Origin of the sequence: Citrobacter sp. Cu231 (assembly GCF_030332265.1) — a bacterium.
GTDB lineage: Bacteria > Pseudomonadota > Gammaproteobacteria > Enterobacterales > Enterobacteriaceae > Citrobacter > Citrobacter meridianamericanus.
This window is the reverse complement of record NZ_JAOWIE010000032.1, coordinates 519,732-536,162: the sequence shown is the minus strand read 5'-3', so window position 1 is coordinate 536,162 and position 16,431 is coordinate 519,732. Positions and strand designations below refer to the sequence as shown.

Here is a 16,431-nt window from a genome sequence, read left to right as displayed (position 1 = left end):
TTAAAGGTATTATAAAATGGTACTATCAATGCGTACCTTACCTGTCATGAAGGATTTAAAGATGAAAACTACAGTTAAGCTGTCGTTCATGATGTTTGTAGAGTGGTTTATCTGGGGCGCCTGGTTTGTACCGCTGTGGCTATGGCTGAGTAAAAGTGGCTTTAGCGCCGGGGAGATCGGCTGGTCTTACGCCTGTACCGCGATAGCCGCGATCCTGTCACCCATCCTGGTCGGCTCTGTCACTGACCGTTTTTTCTCCGCACAAAAAGTCCTTGCGGTGTTGATGTTCGTCGGCGCTGTTTTGATGTACTTCGCCGCACAACAAACCACCTTCGCCGGTTTTTTCCCGCTGTTACTTGCCTATTCGCTGACCTATATGCCGACGATTGCGCTGACCAACAGCATTGCTTTTGCCAACGTCCCGGACGTTGAACGTGATTTCCCGCGTATCCGCGTGATGGGCACCATTGGTTGGATTGCTTCAGGTTTAGCCTGCGGTTTCTTACCGCAAATGCTTGGCTATAGCGACATCTCACCCACCAATATTCCTCTGCTTATTACTGCCGGAAGCTCAGCACTGTTGGGCGTCTTTGCGTTCTTTTTGCCGGATACACCGCCGAAAAGCACCGGCAAAATGGATTTCAAAGTCATGTTGGGTCTGGATGCGCTGATCCTGCTGCGGGATAAGAACTTCCTCGTCTTTTTCTTTTGCTCTTTCCTGTTTGCGATGCCGCTGGCGTTCTATTACATCTTCGCCAACGGTTACCTGACGGAAGTCGGGATGAAAAACGCCACCGGTTGGATGACACTGGGCCAATTCTCTGAAATCTTCTTTATGCTGGCGCTGCCGTTTTTCACCAAACGCTTTGGCATTAAAAAGGTATTACTGCTTGGTCTTATTACTGCAGCTATCCGCTACGGATTTTTCGTTTACGGCGGCGCGGAAGAATATTTCACTTATGCCCTGCTATTTCTCGGCATTCTGCTTCATGGCGTCAGTTACGACTTCTACTATGTCACGGCCTACATCTATGTCGACAAAAAAGCGCCGGTACATATGCGCACCGCAGCGCAAGGGCTTATCACCCTCTGCTGTCAGGGATTCGGCAGCCTGCTCGGATACCGTCTGGGCGGCGTAATGATGGAAAAAATGTTTGCTTACAAGGAGCCAGTTAATGGTCTTACCTTTAACTGGGCCGGCATGTGGGGATTTGGCGCGATCATGATCGCCATTATTGCCGTGCTGTTTATGATTTTCTTTCGCGAATCAGATGGAGAAATCACCGCCATTACGGTGGATGATCGCGATGTAGCATTGAAACAAGGGGAAGTAAAATGAAAGCAGAACGTATTCTCGGAGCTCTTTATGGGCAGGCGTTAGGGGATGCGATGGGCATGCCATCGGAACTGTGGCCAAGAACCCGGGTTAAAGCCCATTTCGGTTGGATCGACAGTTTTTTGCCTGGTCCGGCTGAAAATAATGCCGCCTGCTACTTTAACCAGGCAGAGTTTACTGATGATACGTCTATGGCACTATGCCTGGCAGATGCCCTGCTTGAGTGCGATGGAGAGATTGTACCCGATGTTATTGGCCGCAATATTCTGGCCTGGGCAGAGCGTTTTGATGCCTTTAATAAAAACGTGCTCGGCCCGACCTCAAAAATTGCACTCAAAGCCATTCGCGACGGCAAACTTGTCGCCGAACTGGAGAATAATGGTGTGACCAACGGGGCGGCAATGCGCGTTTCACCGCTGGGTTGCCTGCTGCCCGCCCGCTGTCTTGATGCGTTTATTGATGATGTAGCATTGGCCTCCAGCCCGACGCATAAATCGGATCTGGCGGTGGCCGGTGCGGTCGTGGTCGCATGGGCGGTATCACGCGCCATTGATGGCGAAAAATGGTCAGAGATTGTCGACGCGCTGCCTGCCATTGCCCGGCATGCCCAGCAAAAAAGGATCACCACCTTTAGCGCCTCGCTCTCGGCACGCCTTGAGCTGGCACTGAAAATCGTCCGTAATGCCGACGGCATTGAGTCCGCCTGCGAGCAGCTGTATCAGGTGGTGGGAGCCGGAACCAGCACCATTGAATCCGTGCCTTGCGCCATCGCCATGGTCGAACTGGCGCAGACCGATCCCAACCGCTGCGCCATTCTGTGTGCGAATCTGGGGGGCGATACTGACACCATCGGGGCAATGGCAACCGCCATTTGTGGCGCGCTGCACGGCATAAACGCGATTAACCCGGCCCTGAAACATGAGCTCGATGCGGTAAATCAGCTGGACTTTATGCGCTACGCCAGCGGATTACTGCGACTGCGCGAGCAACGGGAGGCGCTATGAGCACCACGCGTCTGCAACAACTTCTCCCACAGTTACGCACACAGCGGCCGGTGACGGTGGTAGGCGCGGCGGTGATTGATGTCATTGCCGATGCGTATGCCCTTCCCTGGCGCGGATGTGACATTGAACTCAAACAGCAAGGGGTGAACGTTGGCGGCTGTGCGCTCAATATTGCCGTAGCGCTCAAACGTTTAGGTATCGACGCCAGTAATGCGTTACCGCTGGGTCAGGGGGTATGGGCCGATATTATCCGCAACCGGATGGCAAAAGAGGGACTGCAAAGTTTAATCGACAATGCTGAAGGCGATAACGGCTGGTGCCTGGCACTAGTGGAGCCTGATGGTGAACGTACCTTTATGTCCTTTAGCGGCGTTGAGAATCAATGGAATGCAGACTGGCTGGCGCAGCTTGATATCCCTCGCCACAGCCTGGTTTATCTTTCGGGCTATCAGTTAGCCTCTGGATGCGGTGAACTGCTGGTGCAGTGGCTGGAAGGTCTGGATGAAGTGATGCCATTTATCGATTTTGGACCACGTATAGGTGACATTTCCGAGGCCTTGATGACCCGCATTATGGCCTGCCGCCCGCTGGTATCACTTAATCGTCAGGAGGCGGAAATTGCCGCCGAGCGGTTTGCATTGAGTCAGGATGTAGAAGGTTTTGGCGCAGAGTGGGTACGACGTTTCGCCGCGCCGGTGGTGGTCCGTCACGATAAAGACGGTGCGTGGTATTTCAGCGCGCAGACATCCGGTTGCGTACCGGCATTTGCGACGACGGTTGTTGATACCATTGGTGCAGGTGACAGCCATGCTGGCGGCATGCTGGCCGGGCTGGCATCTGGCTGGACGCTGGCGGAAGCCGTACTGCTGGGTAACGCGGTAGCGTCCTGGGTAGTCGGGCATCGCGGCGGCGATTGCGCACCCTCGCGCGAGGCGCTACTCCTCGCACACAAAGACGTATAGATCGCTTCGACAGTAGCTGATGCTGTATTCAATGGGCCGTTGCTGTTGGTCAAGCGCTACCTGCTTGATCACCAGTACCGGCACTTTGCTGTCCATTTGGATATGTGCCTGAAACTCTGCGTCAGGCATTCGGGCGCTGACGCGTGAGCGCGTGCGCTGCGGGAAGATATGCTGGCTGCGAAAATAGTCATACAGTGAAACGCCGATGGCATCGACATCATGGATTAGATGGACAGGAACCCATGATTCTTCAATAGAAACCGCGTCTTCATCTACATAGCGAATGCGCTTGAGCAGAAAGACGTCACTCCCTACGGCAACCGCCAGATGCTGGGCCACCTCTTCCGGGCAGGGCACAATGCGCTTGTTGACCCACAACGTATCTGGTTTTTTACCGCGCAACACCACCTGCTGGGAAAAACCACGCGCCTCTTTGAGCGAATACTCGAAAATGTTGTTGATCTGTGTCCCATAACCACGGGCACGCGTCACTACGCCTTCTTCTTCCAGGGCCTGCATCGCCTTACGCACCGTAATTCGCGAAACGCCGGTCAACTGACTGAGATCGCGCTCGCCCGGCAGGATATTCCCATGCTCCAGAACCCCGCTGCGCACAGCGTTTTTCACCGTTTGGGCAAACTTCAGATACAGCGGTGTGTTATCAGCCGCTGAAATGCGCTCATTCAGTTGCGCGATAAGCTGGGTATGCGCTTGTTCCATTTATCTTTTCCTGCAGCCGTTTCTGCAGCCAGTATACCGATTACCACCACGCGTGGAAATGATGTACCGGACCTATTCCCTCGCCAACTTCCAGGGTGTCGGCTTGCGCCAGCGCAGCTGAAAGCCACAGCTTTGCCTCCTGTACTGTTTCTGCCCAGTTATCATGACGTGGGCGCAGCGCCGCCAGCGCCGCCGAGAGCGTACAACCGGTGCCATGAGTATTTTTGGTCATCACCCTTGGCGCGGTAAAACGCTGTTCACCCTCACGGGTAAAGAGCCAGTCCGGGCTTTGCACATCATCGAGATGTCCCCCTTTCATTAACACCGCCTCACAGCCCAGCGCCCGTAGCGCCCTTCCCTGCTCTAACATCTCCTGCTCAGTTTGCGCATGCGATGCCCCGAGAAGTGCCGCGGCTTCGGGTAAATTTGGTGTGATAATCGAGACCTGTGGCAGCAAACGGGTACGCAGCGTTTCTACCGCAGAAGGAGATAACAGCGGATCGCCGCTTTTCGCCAGCATCACCGTATCCAGCACCACATTTCGCACTCGATGACGACGCAAACGTTCGGCAACCGCTTCAACAATATCAGTCTCCGCCAGCATACCAATTTTGGTTGTGTCGATACGTACATCACTAAACACCGAGTCCAGTTGTGCAGCAACAAAGTCAGGTTCAATGCGATACACCGACTGCACCCCGCGCGTATTTTGTGCCACCAACGCGGTAATAACCGAGCAGCCGTAAGCGCCAAGCGCCGAGAAGGTTTTTAAATCGGCCTGAATACCTGCGCCACCGCTTGGATCGGTTCCTGCGATTGTTAATGCGTTAATCCGTTTCATGCTTGCTCCTGGGCGGTCAGGTTATAGAGGGCGTCGATAAATGCCGGAACAAAACTTCCCGGTCCGGTTGATTGTTCTGTAGCTATTTGTCCGGCCTGTTTCATCCAGCTGCAGGCTGAAGCGACGTTATCAAGTCTGTCACCACGCAAAGCACAACTGGCCGCAACAACCGCCGACAGCGCACATCCGGTACCCACCACTCGGGTCATCAACGGGTCACCGCCGTTCACGCAGACGGTACGCTGACCATCGGTAACGTAGTCAACTTCGCCGGTAACCACGACAACGGTCCCAACCTGACGTGCCAGCGCCTGCGCAGCCGGGAGGGCTACCGCTGGTGTATCAGTCGTGTCTACACCGCGCCCTCCACCGTTCATCCCCGCCAGCGCAAGGATTTCCGAGGCATTACCGCGAATAGCGGCGGGCTGTAGCGCCAGTAAATCCAGACAGAAGCGACGACGATACGCCAGTGCGCCTACGGCAACGGGATCGAGCGTCCAGGGAGTATTAGCCCGCAGCGCCTGTTCGACCGCCGCGCGCATGGCAATGGCGCGGCTCTCGGTCAGCGTACCCACGTTAATTAGCAGCGCACTGGCGATAGCCGCAAACTGGCTGGCTTCTTCAGGTTCGATCACCATCGCTGGTGATGCGCCAAGTGCGAGTAACGTATTGGCCGTAAAGCTTTGCACAACCTCGTTGGTCATACAGTGTGTGAGTGGGGAAAGCGTTCTAAATTGATGTAAGGTGTGGGCCGCAAGCGCGCGGCAGTGCAGGTCAGGCTGCATGGTTCAGCTCCTGCCCGCGCGAAGAAGGGACACGAGCAGTGTCAGACTTCCCTACGCTGGCATTATCCAGATCAGGTGGTACGGGTATTTCTCAGCCTTCACCAGGAAGGGCACCCCGAGTCGTTGAAACCGAAACATGTTACACCGGTTTCAGCGACAGGATACTGTCTGCACGCCATGTTGTAAATTGCGGGCCAACATTGCCGCATATCTGCACTTCATTTACACTTTTTACGAAATAACTGGAGTACTCACAAAATAGTGCTTGTCAGATATCCTGTAAGCCAGAAATGATACACGACTGATTTTGACGACCCGAATAAGTAGAGAGGATGGGTATGAAAAATAAAATGTTGCTGAGCGCACTTCTGCTTGCGAGCAGTGTCGTCTGGGCCGCACCGGCCACAAAAGCTGCCCCCACCGGAATTGATAAGTATGAGCTGAGCAGCTTTATTGCTGACTTCACCCATTTCAAACCCGGTGACAAGGTTCCACCACTGTATCTCACCGACGAATACACCATAAAGCAGTGGAATCTGCGCAACCTGCCCGCACCGACGGCAGGCACCCACTGGACCTACATGGGCGGCGCGTATGTGCTGGTCAATGATGCCGATGCTAAGATCATTAAAGCCTACGACGGCGAGATTTTTTATCATCGTTAATAGAATAAAAACACGTACTTTCAGCAAGAAAGTACGTGAAATAACCACCAATCAATCAGTCGTAAGATACCGCAAAGATCACTTTACTTTGTACCTCACCAGGCTGTAGTGATTCTCCTGTTACGCGAACATATTTCGCGGTGATGGGGAACGTGTAGCCACTTTTGATTTCAGTCAGTTTAGGTATTTTGTTCATCAGCGTATCCCCCAATTTCAACGGCGAGGTCGCACTGCCGTTGTAAATCTGGAAACCTACGCCCTTTGCACCACCCGTTAAAGTATTTATCAATATTGTCCCACTATCATTCCAGTCGCCACGCGCAACTTTAAAACTGACTGGATTGGTAGTGACGCCGTTGATACCTTCGCAACTCAGTGTGAGATCTGTAGAACCTGATTTAGTATTGTTTGCACTTAATATTTCTTTTAGCGTCGTATCCGGCATTTTTATCTCATATGTAGTTTTTGAGAAACGACAGGTTGTTGGTTTGTGCGTTACAGTGAAGTTCATATTCTGGGTAAAGGTTGAAGTATTCGACAACCGCTTTGTAGCCCAACAAAAAAGATAAGCTAACCAGTTTGCTGTGCAGTCATTTTCAGCAGTAATACTGACCGCTGAATCGCTCAAACTAAACGCATCGCCAGATACCGTCTGTTTTGCGGTACCTGAACTCAAATAACTTGCTGTAATGGTGAAATTCTTGGTATTTAGTGTTTCACCGGCACTTACAGTTGTTCGACCAATACTGACAGGAAAATCGTTACTCGTTAAATTAATACTAATTAATACCTTCTTACCGCTGCTCCCCTGGATAGCAACAATATAATCCTTGAGGGGTGTTGCATAATATAAACTATCGGTATTAGCAGTACATGTTATATTGCCACTGGCATTGAGATTTACTTTTGCTGTCGCCTTACCGGATGTCATATCCAGATTGATTGTCGATGTTCCCCCGTTTAATGACTGAAACGTACATCCCGCCTGTACCCCAAAGGATGACAATAGCAAAAATAGTAAATACAGATACTCTTTCATATTTCGCATCCTTATCGGCAAATATAGACTTCATTCTCATCAATCGCCTTATCGAAGGTAATCGTGCAGAATTGTCCCAGCTGTTTATTAACCGCGACGCGTACCGACGCAGGAATGTCGTTGGTGCGAATAAATAACCGACTGCCCTGGCCGACCAGACCAATGTTATTACCCGCACTATCTTCAACCTCATAGCCAAACGATAACGGAGAGCCGTCCGGACGCTGGGCAAGAAAATACCAGGGTTTACGCCTGTCAGTTTCATACTCCGCCAGTACAACCGCACCGCGATAAGGTACCGCACCTTTGCGGTTGCCAAGTAAGGCAACATCGCTGTGGCTGTCAGAAAGATCCAGCATCAGCATATTTTCGCGATACGGGGTCAGGCCGTCATAAACCGCGTAACCTTTGCTGTTCGTCGTTAAGTAACGCTGTCCCTGCACCGCCGCCCCCTGTAACCCCGGCGCTTTAACAATGGCGAAAGTATCGGAAAGCCGGGACGTCAGCGCCACACCGTCAGACCACACCACAACACCGCCCTGAATATTACCGCTGGCCTGTTGATACTTATTCGACTGGCTGTAGCTGCCGCCCACAGTCGCCATTGCCGCGCGCCAGACCATGCTACCGCCCGCCGTTGTCTCGTTCTCTTGTCGTTGGTGACTGAGGTTGGCGCCATAGCTGAATTGATCGCGATTACCCGCCACCCCGCTTAAGCTGGCGTTATTCGACTGATAACCATCATCATCAAACGTTGTTGAGTTAGAAACGAACAGATCGCGCCGAGGAGCGGAAATACCGTCCCCCCACGAAAACGGGATGGAAATGTACAGGTTAAAACGCTTATCCTCGTGATTATCCTGATCGTACGTTTGGCTAACGGCAAAGGTATAGCTAACTCGCTGCCACGTGTTCGAATAACTCAACTGATAATCTTTTCCCGTTCCACTACGTTGCCAGTAGTCACGCCACAAACCGCTGACGGCCAGAAATCCCCAATCAGCAGCCAGTGCCTGGTTGATGTTCAGAGAAAAACTGTTCTTACGGCCAAAGTCGTTCTGATAGTAGTCCGCAAGGTCATAAACATCATTTTCATCGCGGTGATAGTGATTTTTATTATTCGCCCACACGTAGTCATTAAAGCTACGATAATCCCGCGATGAATAACGATAAGCTGCCAGCGCAAACTGCGTGCTGGTCTGGGCGACATACTTGTTCCACGCAACCTGATAGCTCTGACCATCAAAAACATCACCATTATCCTGTTCGCTATGTGATCGCGTGGCATCTACCAATACCGAGCCAATAGGTGTATTCCAGCCGGTCCCGAGCACAAATGAAGAATAATTCTGCGACAGCATTGTACCGCCATAGACCGTTAGCAAATTGTTCATACCATACTGATAACTGCCCTGTAGGAAATCATACTGATTGCCAGCCCCCTCAATATGGCTACGCCCGGCAGCAAAATCATATTTTGATACGCCTGACTGCAGCATATTCGGCACAGATGAATAAGGCACCAGGTAATGGGATACTGAGCCGTCGGCCTCTTTCACGCTCACATCTAAATCCGCGCCGCCGCCAGCAAGTTGCAGATCATCAATAGCAAATGGGCCTGGTGGAACTTCTTTCTGATAAATAACAAAGCCGTTTTGTTCGATGGTTACCAACGCGTTGCTCTGGGCAATCCCATGTACTACTGGGGTAAAATTCTGTTTTGAGTTCGGTAACATTTGCATATCACGCCAGATACGCACACCGCGAAAACGTACCGCGTCAAAGATATCCGAACCGGTGTACATATCTCCGGTACGTAGCGTGCCAAGTATTTGCGGGATACCGCGCTCCATATATAACGTGTTACTTTTCCAATTACCGCTGTTCTCGTTGCCTTTTATATAGTTGGCATTTGAGTGCAACTGCCATCCAAGCAGGTTCAACCCGCTATTCAGGTTCACATAGCTACTTTTATCATCGCCGCCGTGTTTATAATTACTGTAATACTGGCTGGCGTAATAAGATGTATAAAAAGCGTTAACCCCGCGTTCCCAGGTTTCAGGCGACATATATCCTGACTCATGTTCAAGCACATACGCATGCGGCACGCTTAGATTCAGAATAAATTGCCCTATGTCATAACCGACACTGCCGCCCTGAACTGCCGCGCGCAGCGGTACACACTCTACAGTTTTATCTGCTTTAATCCCCTCAGTACGAATACCAATTTTCTGCAACTGCGCCCAGGGTAAGCATGCCGCATCCGGATCGGATTTAATATTAATATTATAATGACCCCGCCAATGATTATTTACATAAACATCCATTTCATACATTCCGGGCATTGGCTTATCGCCATCAATTTGATAGCGGGATATTTTTTCACCATTTAAACCACCGATCATAAAGTGGGTATCAAAGGTTTCTTCTTCAGCCCATGCAGATGATGAGGCCGTCAGCACCGACAGGATGGCCAGTGTAATCGAATTGATCTTTAACATAGCCAGTCCTTAAGCTATTTTTCAGTTTCTATTCTTTCACTCAAATAATTACCGTAATCGTCAATAAGTGTAACCTTGTAATCACTAACAACAGCGGTAGTACTTAACATTTTCTCTGACCACGGTGCTAACAGTAACGTCTCTTTATTAACTTTTGAACTACCTATCAATTCAGGAATAGTAATCCAGTTAGCAGAATTATTTTTAATTCTTATCCCACCACTAGCATGACTGACATTCAGATGGGTAAAACTTTTTTTATCGACACCAGAAACACCCTGTGGGCGATAAATAAATTTGATGCGGTTCTGCATAGCAAATTTAATTATATTTTTACCTTCTGATTCCGCTGAATTAGGAGGTATATCGAGCACATTAAGAAAAAAAAGGCTTTCACGATCTTTCGGTAACATATTTGCTAACTGCTTAATTTTCAGCTGCTGGCCGGAACCACCGCTAACCTTTGCTACTGGCGGAGTCATCACAAACGGTACCTGAATTTTCTCTGGCGGCAGGCTGGTATCACCATCGTCAATCCACGACTGAACCAGAGCACCACGACTGCCTTCGTTCATGATTTGCACGGTAATTTCTTTTTTCTGCGCCGGATAAATGACACGAGTGCCGTAAATATAAATACCTCCCCACGCCGGCATTACCGAGCCAGCAAAAAATAATATTAATAACTTTTTCATTATAATTATCCTTACTACAGCAAAAACCGGCGGCCACAGCCGCCGACAAACAGGATTGTAATCTTAATCAGTAACTACAGTCATCGTCAGCGAAGAGGCCACATCACCAGCGGTGACGTCAGTTGAACCCACTTTCGCGTAGCGTGCGCTAAAGTCCAGAACATATTTATTGTCTGCGGTTTTCGTTAAATTAATACTTGAATCAGGATTAACCTGTTTATCACCATAATAGACCGCAAAACCAGCACCATTATTTGATGCGGTATTTCGTGTAATGTGTTTATTATTACTGTCAAATTGCGAGCTGGAGAAAGTTATTTTCGGCGCTGCAGTACCAGTACATTCAACGGTTAAGGGAACGGTGGTTTTATTTGAGTATCCATCATAAACACCACCAGCGCTTAAGGTATTTAATCTGTCAGCACCAATTTGGTTCATACCAATGGTCGCCGTACTATCGCCCGTAAATTTACAGGTAGTTCCCACCACCTTACCAGTAATAATCAGTTCACCCTGATCGGTATCAGCAGCAAAAGCCCCTGCGCTCATAAATACAGCAGAAAGAACAGTAGCAGAAATGATTGAAGCTTTCATAATATCTTCCTTAATGAATTAATTTCTATTATTAAGAGGTGGTATTTCTTGAAATTAAATTCTCACAGGAAAAAAGTTACCGCAATGTAAACGCGTTGTTTTATTGACTTAACTCAAATTAATCATTGCAATATAATCACAACAAATAAGTGACAGTTTAAGTTATTATTAGAATTAATAACTTAATAGCATTAACTAGCTGGGGCGAGATTCTTCAAACAAATATAAAACTAGGCATCATTCTTCAAAACTATATCTAGCCATGAATAAAAAGAAACTTTTTTAATCATAGCTATTTAGCACGATCTGCCGCGAACTATCACCATGAACAATAACAATATCAGTCACCACGCCTCGCGCAGGCGAAGACGTCACATTGTTGATAGTTGAAAGATGAAGAGTTTCTCCACATCGTTGATGTATTTCATTATTTACAACATCAGTACTACAAGTCGGTTCGACTACCCTGCCGTCGATGGTTAAAGAGGCAGTATCGGAAGCAAAAACACTCATTCCATAAGTCAGAATTATAATTCCCATCAGCCAATGTTTTTTCATTTGATAGTAACTCCTGTGGTTAACATCAAATAACATGCAGATGGCCTGTTAAGTGACAGTATGGGCGAAATACACCGCTCAATCCAATCGGAATTGTAGATTGATGGGATTAGATTGATCAATTTAAATGATGCATTAAAGAGGATTATTCAGAAAAAGACATGAATTATACAGGCTGGATAAATATCAGGGTTCAACTTTTCACTAAATACATTCACCGCATCAATATATTATTGATACGGCGAATGGATTAAAAACCACGGCTACAGCTAAAATTACACTGCGCGGAAGGCGATCTCACCAGGGATAACTTCTCCCTGCCAGTAGAGCTGGGCAGCGACACGCCCTGCCAGGCTGCGGTAAATGGCAGTAAATTCGCTGTCAGGACGGCTGATGACCGTCGGCATACCACGATCGAGGTCCTCACGCAGGGAAATATGCAGCGGCATCTGTCCCAGCAGTTGAGTGTGATACTGCTCTGCCAGCTTCTGCGCCCCACCGGTGCCAAAGATTGGCTCGTGATGACCGCAGTTGCTGCAAATATGCATACTCATATTCTCAACAATACCCAGCACCGGTACTTCGACTTTTTCGAACATCACAATGCCTTTTTTGGCATCGATTAGTGCAATGTCCTGCGGAGTGGTCACCACAACAGCTCCCGTTACCGGAATGTTCTGCGCCAGCGTCAACTGGATGTCACCCGTACCCGGCGGCATATCCAGTACCAGGTAATCAAGATCCGGCCATAAGGTTTCCTGCAGCATCTGCAGCAACGCTTTGCTGGCCATCGGGCCACGCCACACCATGGCGTTATCGTCAGTGACCAGATAACCAATGGAGTTCGTCGCCAGACCGTGAGACATGATCGGCGCCATGTGCGTACCGTCAGGTGAGGTTGGACGCTGGTTTTCCGCGCCGAGCATTGTCGGAATTGACGGGCCATAAATATCGGCGTCCAGAATACCTACCTTCGCTCCTTCAGCAGCCAGCGCCAGCGCCAGGTTCACGGCGGTAGAGGATTTACCTACACCACCTTTACCCGAGCTGACTGCGATGATGTTTTTTACACCATTTATGCCCGGCTGGTTTTTCACGCGTTTTAACGTCGCGATGTTATGCGACAGTTTCCAGTCGATCGCTTTCGCACCGGTAATGCGCAGCAGGTCGGCACTACATTGCTCTTTTAAGTCCTCAAACGCGCTATGCCAGACGAACGGCATGACCAGCTCAACGTGCAACGTGTCATCCATCCAGGCGACGTGATGCAACGCTTTAAGCGTCGTCAGATTATGCTTCAGGGTTGAATGCTGAAAATTCGCCAGCGTCCCGGCAACCATGGCGCGCAGGGTCTCTGGTGATTTGGCCTGGGATTGTGCGTTCATCCCGACTCCTTTTTGTTGTTCTGAATATACAATAGTCACCGCTAGTTTACTCCAACGGCAACAATTATTCATTTACGGATAAATGCCCTTATCGCTTGGCGCAGTAATTACCATTTTGGTACTATCAAAGCCCTTTTCACTACAAAAGAAGTAATTGCCTACTATGACTCAAGTCGCGAAGAAAATTCTGGTAACGTGCGCGCTGCCGTACGCCAACGGCTCTATCCACCTCGGCCATATGCTGGAGCACATCCAGGCTGATGTCTGGGTCCGTTACCAGCGAATGCGCGGCCACCAGGTTAACTTCATCTGCGCAGACGACGCACACGGTACGCCAATCATGCTGAAAGCGCAGCAGCTTGGGGTCACGCCAGAGCAGATGATCGGTGAAATGAGTCAGGAGCATCAGACTGATTTTGCGGGTTTTGACATCAGCTATGACAACTACCACTCTACGCACAGCGAAGAGAACCGTGAATTGTCTGAGCTGATTTACACACGTCTGAAGGAGAACGGTTTTATTAAGAACCGTACTATCTCCCAGCTTTACGATCCAGAAAAAGGCATGTTCCTGCCGGATCGTTTCGTTAAAGGCACCTGCCCGAAATGTAAATCTCCGGATCAGTACGGCGATAACTGTGAAGTGTGCGGCGCAACCTACAGCCCTACCGAGCTTATCGAGCCGAAATCTGTGGTTTCTGGCGCGACGCCGGAAATGCGTGACTCCGAACACTTCTTCTTTGACCTGCCGTCATTCAGCGAAATGTTGCAGGCGTGGACGCGCAGCGGTGCGTTGCAGGAGCAAGTGGCGAACAAAATGCAGGAATGGTTCGAATCCGGCCTGCAGCAGTGGGATATTTCCCGCGATTCCCCGTACTTCGGTTTTGAAATCCCGAACGCGCCCGGCAAGTACTTCTACGTCTGGCTGGATGCGCCAATCGGCTATATGAGCTCGTTCAAAAACCTGTGCGACAAGCGCGGCGACACAACCAGCTTTGATGAGTACTGGAAGAAAGATTCCGACGCCGAGCTGTATCACTTCATCGGTAAGGATATCGTCTACTTCCACAGCCTGTTCTGGCCTGCCATGCTGGAAGGCAGTAACTTCCGTAAGCCGACTAACCTGTTCGTTCACGGGTATGTGACGGTAAACGGCGCGAAGATGTCTAAATCTCGCGGCACTTTCATTAAGGCCAGCACCTGGCTGAAGCACTTTGACGCCGACAGCCTGCGCTACTACTACACGGCGAAGCTTTCTTCACGTATTGATGATATCGACCTGAACCTGGAAGATTTTGTCCAGCGCGTCAACGCTGATATCGTCAACAAAGTGGTCAACCTGGCGTCCCGTAACGCGGGCTTTATCAGTAAGCGCTTTGACGGCGTGCTGGCGGCTGAACTGGCCGATCCTGCGCTGTATAAAACCTTTACAGACGCTGCAGTGGTGATTGGTGAAGCGTGGGAAAACCGTGAATTCGGTAAAGCAATCCGCGAAATCATGGCGCTGGCCGACGTAGCTAACCGCTACGTTGACGAACAGGCTCCGTGGGTCGTGGCTAAACAGGAAGGCCGTGACGCCGACCTGCAGGCAATTTGCTCCATGGGCATTAACCTGTTCCGCGTCCTGATGACCTGGCTGAAGCCAGTACTGCCGACGCTTGCTGAACGTGTCGAAGCATTCCTCAACAGCGAACTGACCTGGGATGGCATCGAACAACCGCTGCTCGGTCATAAAGTCAACACCTTTAAGGCGCTCTACAACCGCATCGACATGAAACAAGTTGAAGCGCTGGTTGAGGCGTCGAAAGAAGAAGTGAAAGCCGCTGCCGCACCGGTAACCGGCCCACTGGCGGATGATCCGATTCAGGAAACCATCACTTTTGACGATTTCGCCAAAGTTGATCTGCGCGTGGCGCTGATTGAAAACGCAGAGTTCGTGGAAGGTTCCGATAAACTGCTGCGCCTGACGCTGGATCTCGGCGGCGAGAAGCGCAACGTTTTCTCTGGTATTCGTTCTGCTTATCCGGATCCGCAGACCCTGATTGGGCGTCAGACCATTATGGTTGCCAACCTGGCTCCTCGTAAGATGCGCTTCGGCATTTCTGAAGGGATGGTGATGGCAGCAGGTCCTGGTGGGAAAGATATCTTCCTGTTAAGCCCGGATGAAGGTGCAAAACCAGGCCAACAGGTGAAGTAAGTTAGAAACAACAAGCGCTGCAACCGCAGCGCTTTTTTTATTGCATCAATTCTTCCCCTAATCTGAAATTCTCCCCTGCTCCATTTCCGGACTGCTCAGCCACTGCTATTCGCCTTATTCTATCTCTCACTGGTATTCAATATTCATAAAATGGAGTTTTACATGAAAGCGTTGCAAAAATTTGTTTCTCTCGCTGTTGCGTCGATTGTTGTTTTTTTCCTGGCGGGATGTGGTGATAAAGAAGAAACGAAAACATTCAATGCCAATCTTAACGGTTCTGATATCACCGTTTCTTACACGTATAAAGGTGATAAGGTCCTAAAGCAAATCTCTGAAAGTAAAATCAGCTATGCGTCAGTCGGTGCCAGCAATAAAGAAGAAGCAGCAATAGTATTCAACGCGTTAAGCACCAAATATCAAAACATTACTGGTATAGAAGAAAAACTTATCTATTCAGATACCTACGCGCAAGAAAATGTCACTATCGATATGGAAAAAGTTGATATAAAAGCGTTGCAGGCCATTTCAGGGATTAAACTATCTGAAAACGCCGATAAAAACATCAGCATGAAGCAAATGCAAACGGTAATGGAATCGGCGGGTTTTAAAGAAGTGAAGTAAAGCATCGGCGACCCGATTTTGATCGTGGTCGCCAGCGCTGCTTTACGCTTTCTTTTTATGCTCTCGCGACGTTAAACCACGCAGGAAATAACGCAGGAACTGATCGCCGCATTCGCGATAATTCTTATGGTCCGGTGCGCGCATCATAGCGGTAATTTCCGGCATCGACACACGGAATTTCTGCTCGGTCATAATCGCCAGAATATCATCGGTTTTCAGCGAAAAGGCGATACGCAGCTTTTTCAGCACCGTATTGTTATTAACACGACGCTCAAGCGCCAGTTCCGGCGCAGAATCATCTTTGCCGCGCAGATGATAAATCAGACCATTTAAAAAACCGGAAAGAATGATATCCGGGCAGCGAACAAACCCGTCTTCATCTTCTTTTGTCGTCCAGGTATCGAAATTTGCGGAGATGGATTCCATGTCAGCAAGCGCAAGAATACGCACCATGTCGTTATTGTTCGCTTTCAGGGTGTAGCGCAGGCTACGAAGAATATCGTTACTTAGCATAGAGCCTTCAACTGT

At 49.5% G+C, this 16,431-nt stretch carries 16 protein-coding genes and 1 riboswitch; of the genes, 6 read left to right on the top strand and 10 right to left on the bottom strand.

All coding sequences use genetic code 11. From position 1 onward, the window contains the following. Window positions 1–61: 61 nt before the first annotated feature. From OGY15_RS09020 to OGY15_RS09010, 3 genes are read left to right on the top strand one after another with little or no spacing between them, the layout of a single operon-like run. Entirely contained in the window at window positions 62–1,339 is a 1,278-nt protein-coding gene (locus tag OGY15_RS09020; RefSeq protein WP_187253390.1) for a nucleoside permease, read from the top strand. Next, a complete protein-coding gene (locus tag OGY15_RS09015; RefSeq protein WP_252837756.1) occupies window positions 1,336–2,340 on the top strand; it encodes an ADP-ribosylglycohydrolase family protein in 1,005 nt (334 codons plus the stop codon). The genes OGY15_RS09020 and OGY15_RS09015 overlap by 4 nt, the downstream gene beginning before the upstream one ends. After that, entirely contained in the window at window positions 2,337–3,302 is a 966-nt protein-coding gene (locus OGY15_RS09010; RefSeq protein WP_151219796.1) for a PfkB family carbohydrate kinase, read from the top strand. The genes OGY15_RS09015 and OGY15_RS09010 overlap by 4 nt, the downstream gene beginning before the upstream one ends. Here OGY15_RS09010 and OGY15_RS09005 read toward each other — a convergent pair. From OGY15_RS09005 to thiM, 3 genes are read right to left on the bottom strand one after another with little or no spacing between them, the layout of a single operon-like run. After that, window positions 3,276–4,022: a GntR family transcriptional regulator gene (locus tag OGY15_RS09005; protein ID WP_151219797.1), complete on the bottom strand. Its 747-nt coding sequence runs from the start codon at window positions 4,020–4,022 to the stop codon at window positions 3,276–3,278. The genes OGY15_RS09010 and OGY15_RS09005 overlap by 27 nt on opposite strands. A 40-nt stretch (window positions 4,023–4,062) precedes the next feature. Continuing rightward, the gene (gene thiD / locus OGY15_RS09000; protein WP_187258714.1) at window positions 4,063–4,863 is read right to left on the bottom strand and encodes a bifunctional hydroxymethylpyrimidine kinase/phosphomethylpyrimidine kinase; all 801 of its coding nucleotides are present in this window, start codon (window positions 4,861–4,863) and stop codon (window positions 4,063–4,065) included. Continuing rightward, the gene (gene thiM / locus OGY15_RS08995) at window positions 4,860–5,648 is read right to left on the bottom strand and encodes a hydroxyethylthiazole kinase (RefSeq protein WP_286538951.1); all 789 of its coding nucleotides are present in this window, start codon (window positions 5,646–5,648) and stop codon (window positions 4,860–4,862) included. The genes thiD and thiM overlap by 4 nt, the downstream gene beginning before the upstream one ends. 31 nt (window positions 5,649–5,679) lie before the next feature. Next, window positions 5,680–5,776: riboswitch (TPP riboswitch) on the bottom strand. 204 nt (window positions 5,777–5,980) lie between these two features. Between thiM and OGY15_RS08990 the strand changes: the two genes are divergently transcribed. Further along, a complete protein-coding gene (locus OGY15_RS08990; protein ID WP_187253394.1) occupies window positions 5,981–6,313 on the top strand; it encodes an RcnB family protein in 333 nt (110 codons plus the stop codon). 55 nt (window positions 6,314–6,368) lie between these two features. Here the strand turns inward: OGY15_RS08990 and OGY15_RS08985 are convergent, their stop codons facing one another. The 6 genes from OGY15_RS08985 to apbC form a co-directional block, all read right to left on the bottom strand. Further along, the gene (locus tag OGY15_RS08985) at window positions 6,369–7,352 is read right to left on the bottom strand and encodes a fimbrial protein (protein WP_151219801.1); all 984 of its coding nucleotides are present in this window, start codon (window positions 7,350–7,352) and stop codon (window positions 6,369–6,371) included. Window positions 7,353–7,363: 11 nt separating this feature from the next. Further along, window positions 7,364–9,853: a fimbrial biogenesis outer membrane usher protein gene (locus tag OGY15_RS08980; protein ID WP_151219802.1), complete on the bottom strand. Its 2,490-nt coding sequence runs from the start codon at window positions 9,851–9,853 to the stop codon at window positions 7,364–7,366. A gap of 14 nt (window positions 9,854–9,867) precedes the next feature. Beyond that, window positions 9,868–10,548 (bottom strand): fimbrial assembly chaperone, encoded by a 681-nt coding sequence (locus tag OGY15_RS08975; RefSeq protein WP_286538950.1) that lies wholly within the window; start codon window positions 10,546–10,548, stop codon window positions 9,868–9,870. A gap of 63 nt (window positions 10,549–10,611) precedes the next feature. Beyond that, window positions 10,612–11,142 carry a fimbrial protein YehD gene (gene yehD / locus OGY15_RS08970; RefSeq protein ID WP_151219803.1) on the bottom strand — a complete coding sequence of 177 codons (531 nt, stop codon included), beginning with the start codon at window positions 11,140–11,142 and terminating at the stop codon, window positions 10,612–10,614. A 282-nt stretch (window positions 11,143–11,424) separates the two neighbouring features. After that, window positions 11,425–11,700: a DUF2574 family protein gene (locus OGY15_RS08965; RefSeq protein WP_151224717.1), complete on the bottom strand. Its 276-nt coding sequence runs from the start codon at window positions 11,698–11,700 to the stop codon at window positions 11,425–11,427. Between the two features lie 275 nt (window positions 11,701–11,975). Beyond that, window positions 11,976–13,085, bottom strand: a complete 1,110-nt coding sequence (gene apbC, locus OGY15_RS08960; RefSeq protein WP_048211189.1) for an iron-sulfur cluster carrier protein ApbC — start codon at window positions 13,083–13,085, stop codon at window positions 11,976–11,978. Window positions 13,086–13,248: 163 nt separating this feature from the next. Here apbC and metG point away from each other — a divergent pair, with 163 nt between their 5' ends. Both metG and OGY15_RS08950 read left to right on the top strand, forming a co-directional pair. Beyond that, the gene (metG, locus tag OGY15_RS08955; RefSeq protein ID WP_286538949.1) at window positions 13,249–15,282 is read left to right on the top strand and encodes a methionine--tRNA ligase; all 2,034 of its coding nucleotides are present in this window, start codon (window positions 13,249–13,251) and stop codon (window positions 15,280–15,282) included. Between the two features lie 162 nt (window positions 15,283–15,444). Then, window positions 15,445–15,903: a YehR family lipoprotein gene (locus OGY15_RS08950; RefSeq protein WP_286538948.1), complete on the top strand. Its 459-nt coding sequence runs from the start codon at window positions 15,445–15,447 to the stop codon at window positions 15,901–15,903. 42 nt (window positions 15,904–15,945) lie between these two features. Here OGY15_RS08950 and OGY15_RS08945 read toward each other — a convergent pair whose 3' ends face one another. Continuing rightward, on the bottom strand, window positions 15,946–16,416 hold the full coding sequence (locus OGY15_RS08945; RefSeq protein WP_003027346.1) for a YehS family protein: 471 nt from the start codon (window positions 16,414–16,416) through the stop codon (window positions 15,946–15,948). Window positions 16,417–16,431: the final 15 nt, after the last annotated feature.

What these genes read in the sequence shown, in the direction of transcription:
- OGY15_RS09010 (WP_151219796.1), top strand. Translation starts at nt 2,337, where the DNA reads ATGAGCACCACGCGTCTGCAACAACTTCTCCCACAGTTACGCACACAG.
- metG (WP_286538949.1), top strand. Translation starts at nt 13,249, where the DNA reads ATGACTCAAGTCGCGAAGAAAATTCTGGTAACGTGCGCGCTGCCGTAC.
- OGY15_RS08975 (WP_286538950.1), bottom strand. Translation starts at nt 10,548, where the DNA reads ATGAAAAAGTTATTAATATTATTTTTTGCTGGCTCGGTAATGCCGGCG.
- OGY15_RS08945 (WP_003027346.1), bottom strand. Translation starts at nt 16,416, where the DNA reads ATGCTAAGTAACGATATTCTTCGTAGCCTGCGCTACACCCTGAAAGCG.
- OGY15_RS08985 (WP_151219801.1), bottom strand. Translation starts at nt 7,352, where the DNA reads ATGAAAGAGTATCTGTATTTACTATTTTTGCTATTGTCATCCTTTGGG.
- OGY15_RS09020 (WP_187253390.1), top strand. Translation starts at nt 62, where the DNA reads ATGAAAACTACAGTTAAGCTGTCGTTCATGATGTTTGTAGAGTGGTTT.
- OGY15_RS08950 (WP_286538948.1), top strand. Translation starts at nt 15,445, where the DNA reads ATGAAAGCGTTGCAAAAATTTGTTTCTCTCGCTGTTGCGTCGATTGTT.
- OGY15_RS08980 (WP_151219802.1), bottom strand. Translation starts at nt 9,853, where the DNA reads ATGTTAAAGATCAATTCGATTACACTGGCCATCCTGTCGGTGCTGACG.
- OGY15_RS08965 (WP_151224717.1), bottom strand. Translation starts at nt 11,700, where the DNA reads ATGAAAAAACATTGGCTGATGGGAATTATAATTCTGACTTATGGAATG.
- thiD (WP_187258714.1), bottom strand. Translation starts at nt 4,863, where the DNA reads ATGAAACGGATTAACGCATTAACAATCGCAGGAACCGATCCAAGCGGT.
- thiM (WP_286538951.1), bottom strand. Translation starts at nt 5,648, where the DNA reads ATGCAGCCTGACCTGCACTGCCGCGCGCTTGCGGCCCACACCTTACAT.
- OGY15_RS08990 (WP_187253394.1), top strand. Translation starts at nt 5,981, where the DNA reads ATGGGTATGAAAAATAAAATGTTGCTGAGCGCACTTCTGCTTGCGAGC.
- OGY15_RS09005 (WP_151219797.1), bottom strand. Translation starts at nt 4,022, where the DNA reads ATGGAACAAGCGCATACCCAGCTTATCGCGCAACTGAATGAGCGCATT.
- apbC (WP_048211189.1), bottom strand. Translation starts at nt 13,085, where the DNA reads ATGAACGCACAATCCCAGGCCAAATCACCAGAGACCCTGCGCGCCATG.
- yehD (WP_151219803.1), bottom strand. Translation starts at nt 11,142, where the DNA reads ATGAAAGCTTCAATCATTTCTGCTACTGTTCTTTCTGCTGTATTTATG.
- OGY15_RS09015 (WP_252837756.1), top strand. Translation starts at nt 1,336, where the DNA reads ATGAAAGCAGAACGTATTCTCGGAGCTCTTTATGGGCAGGCGTTAGGG.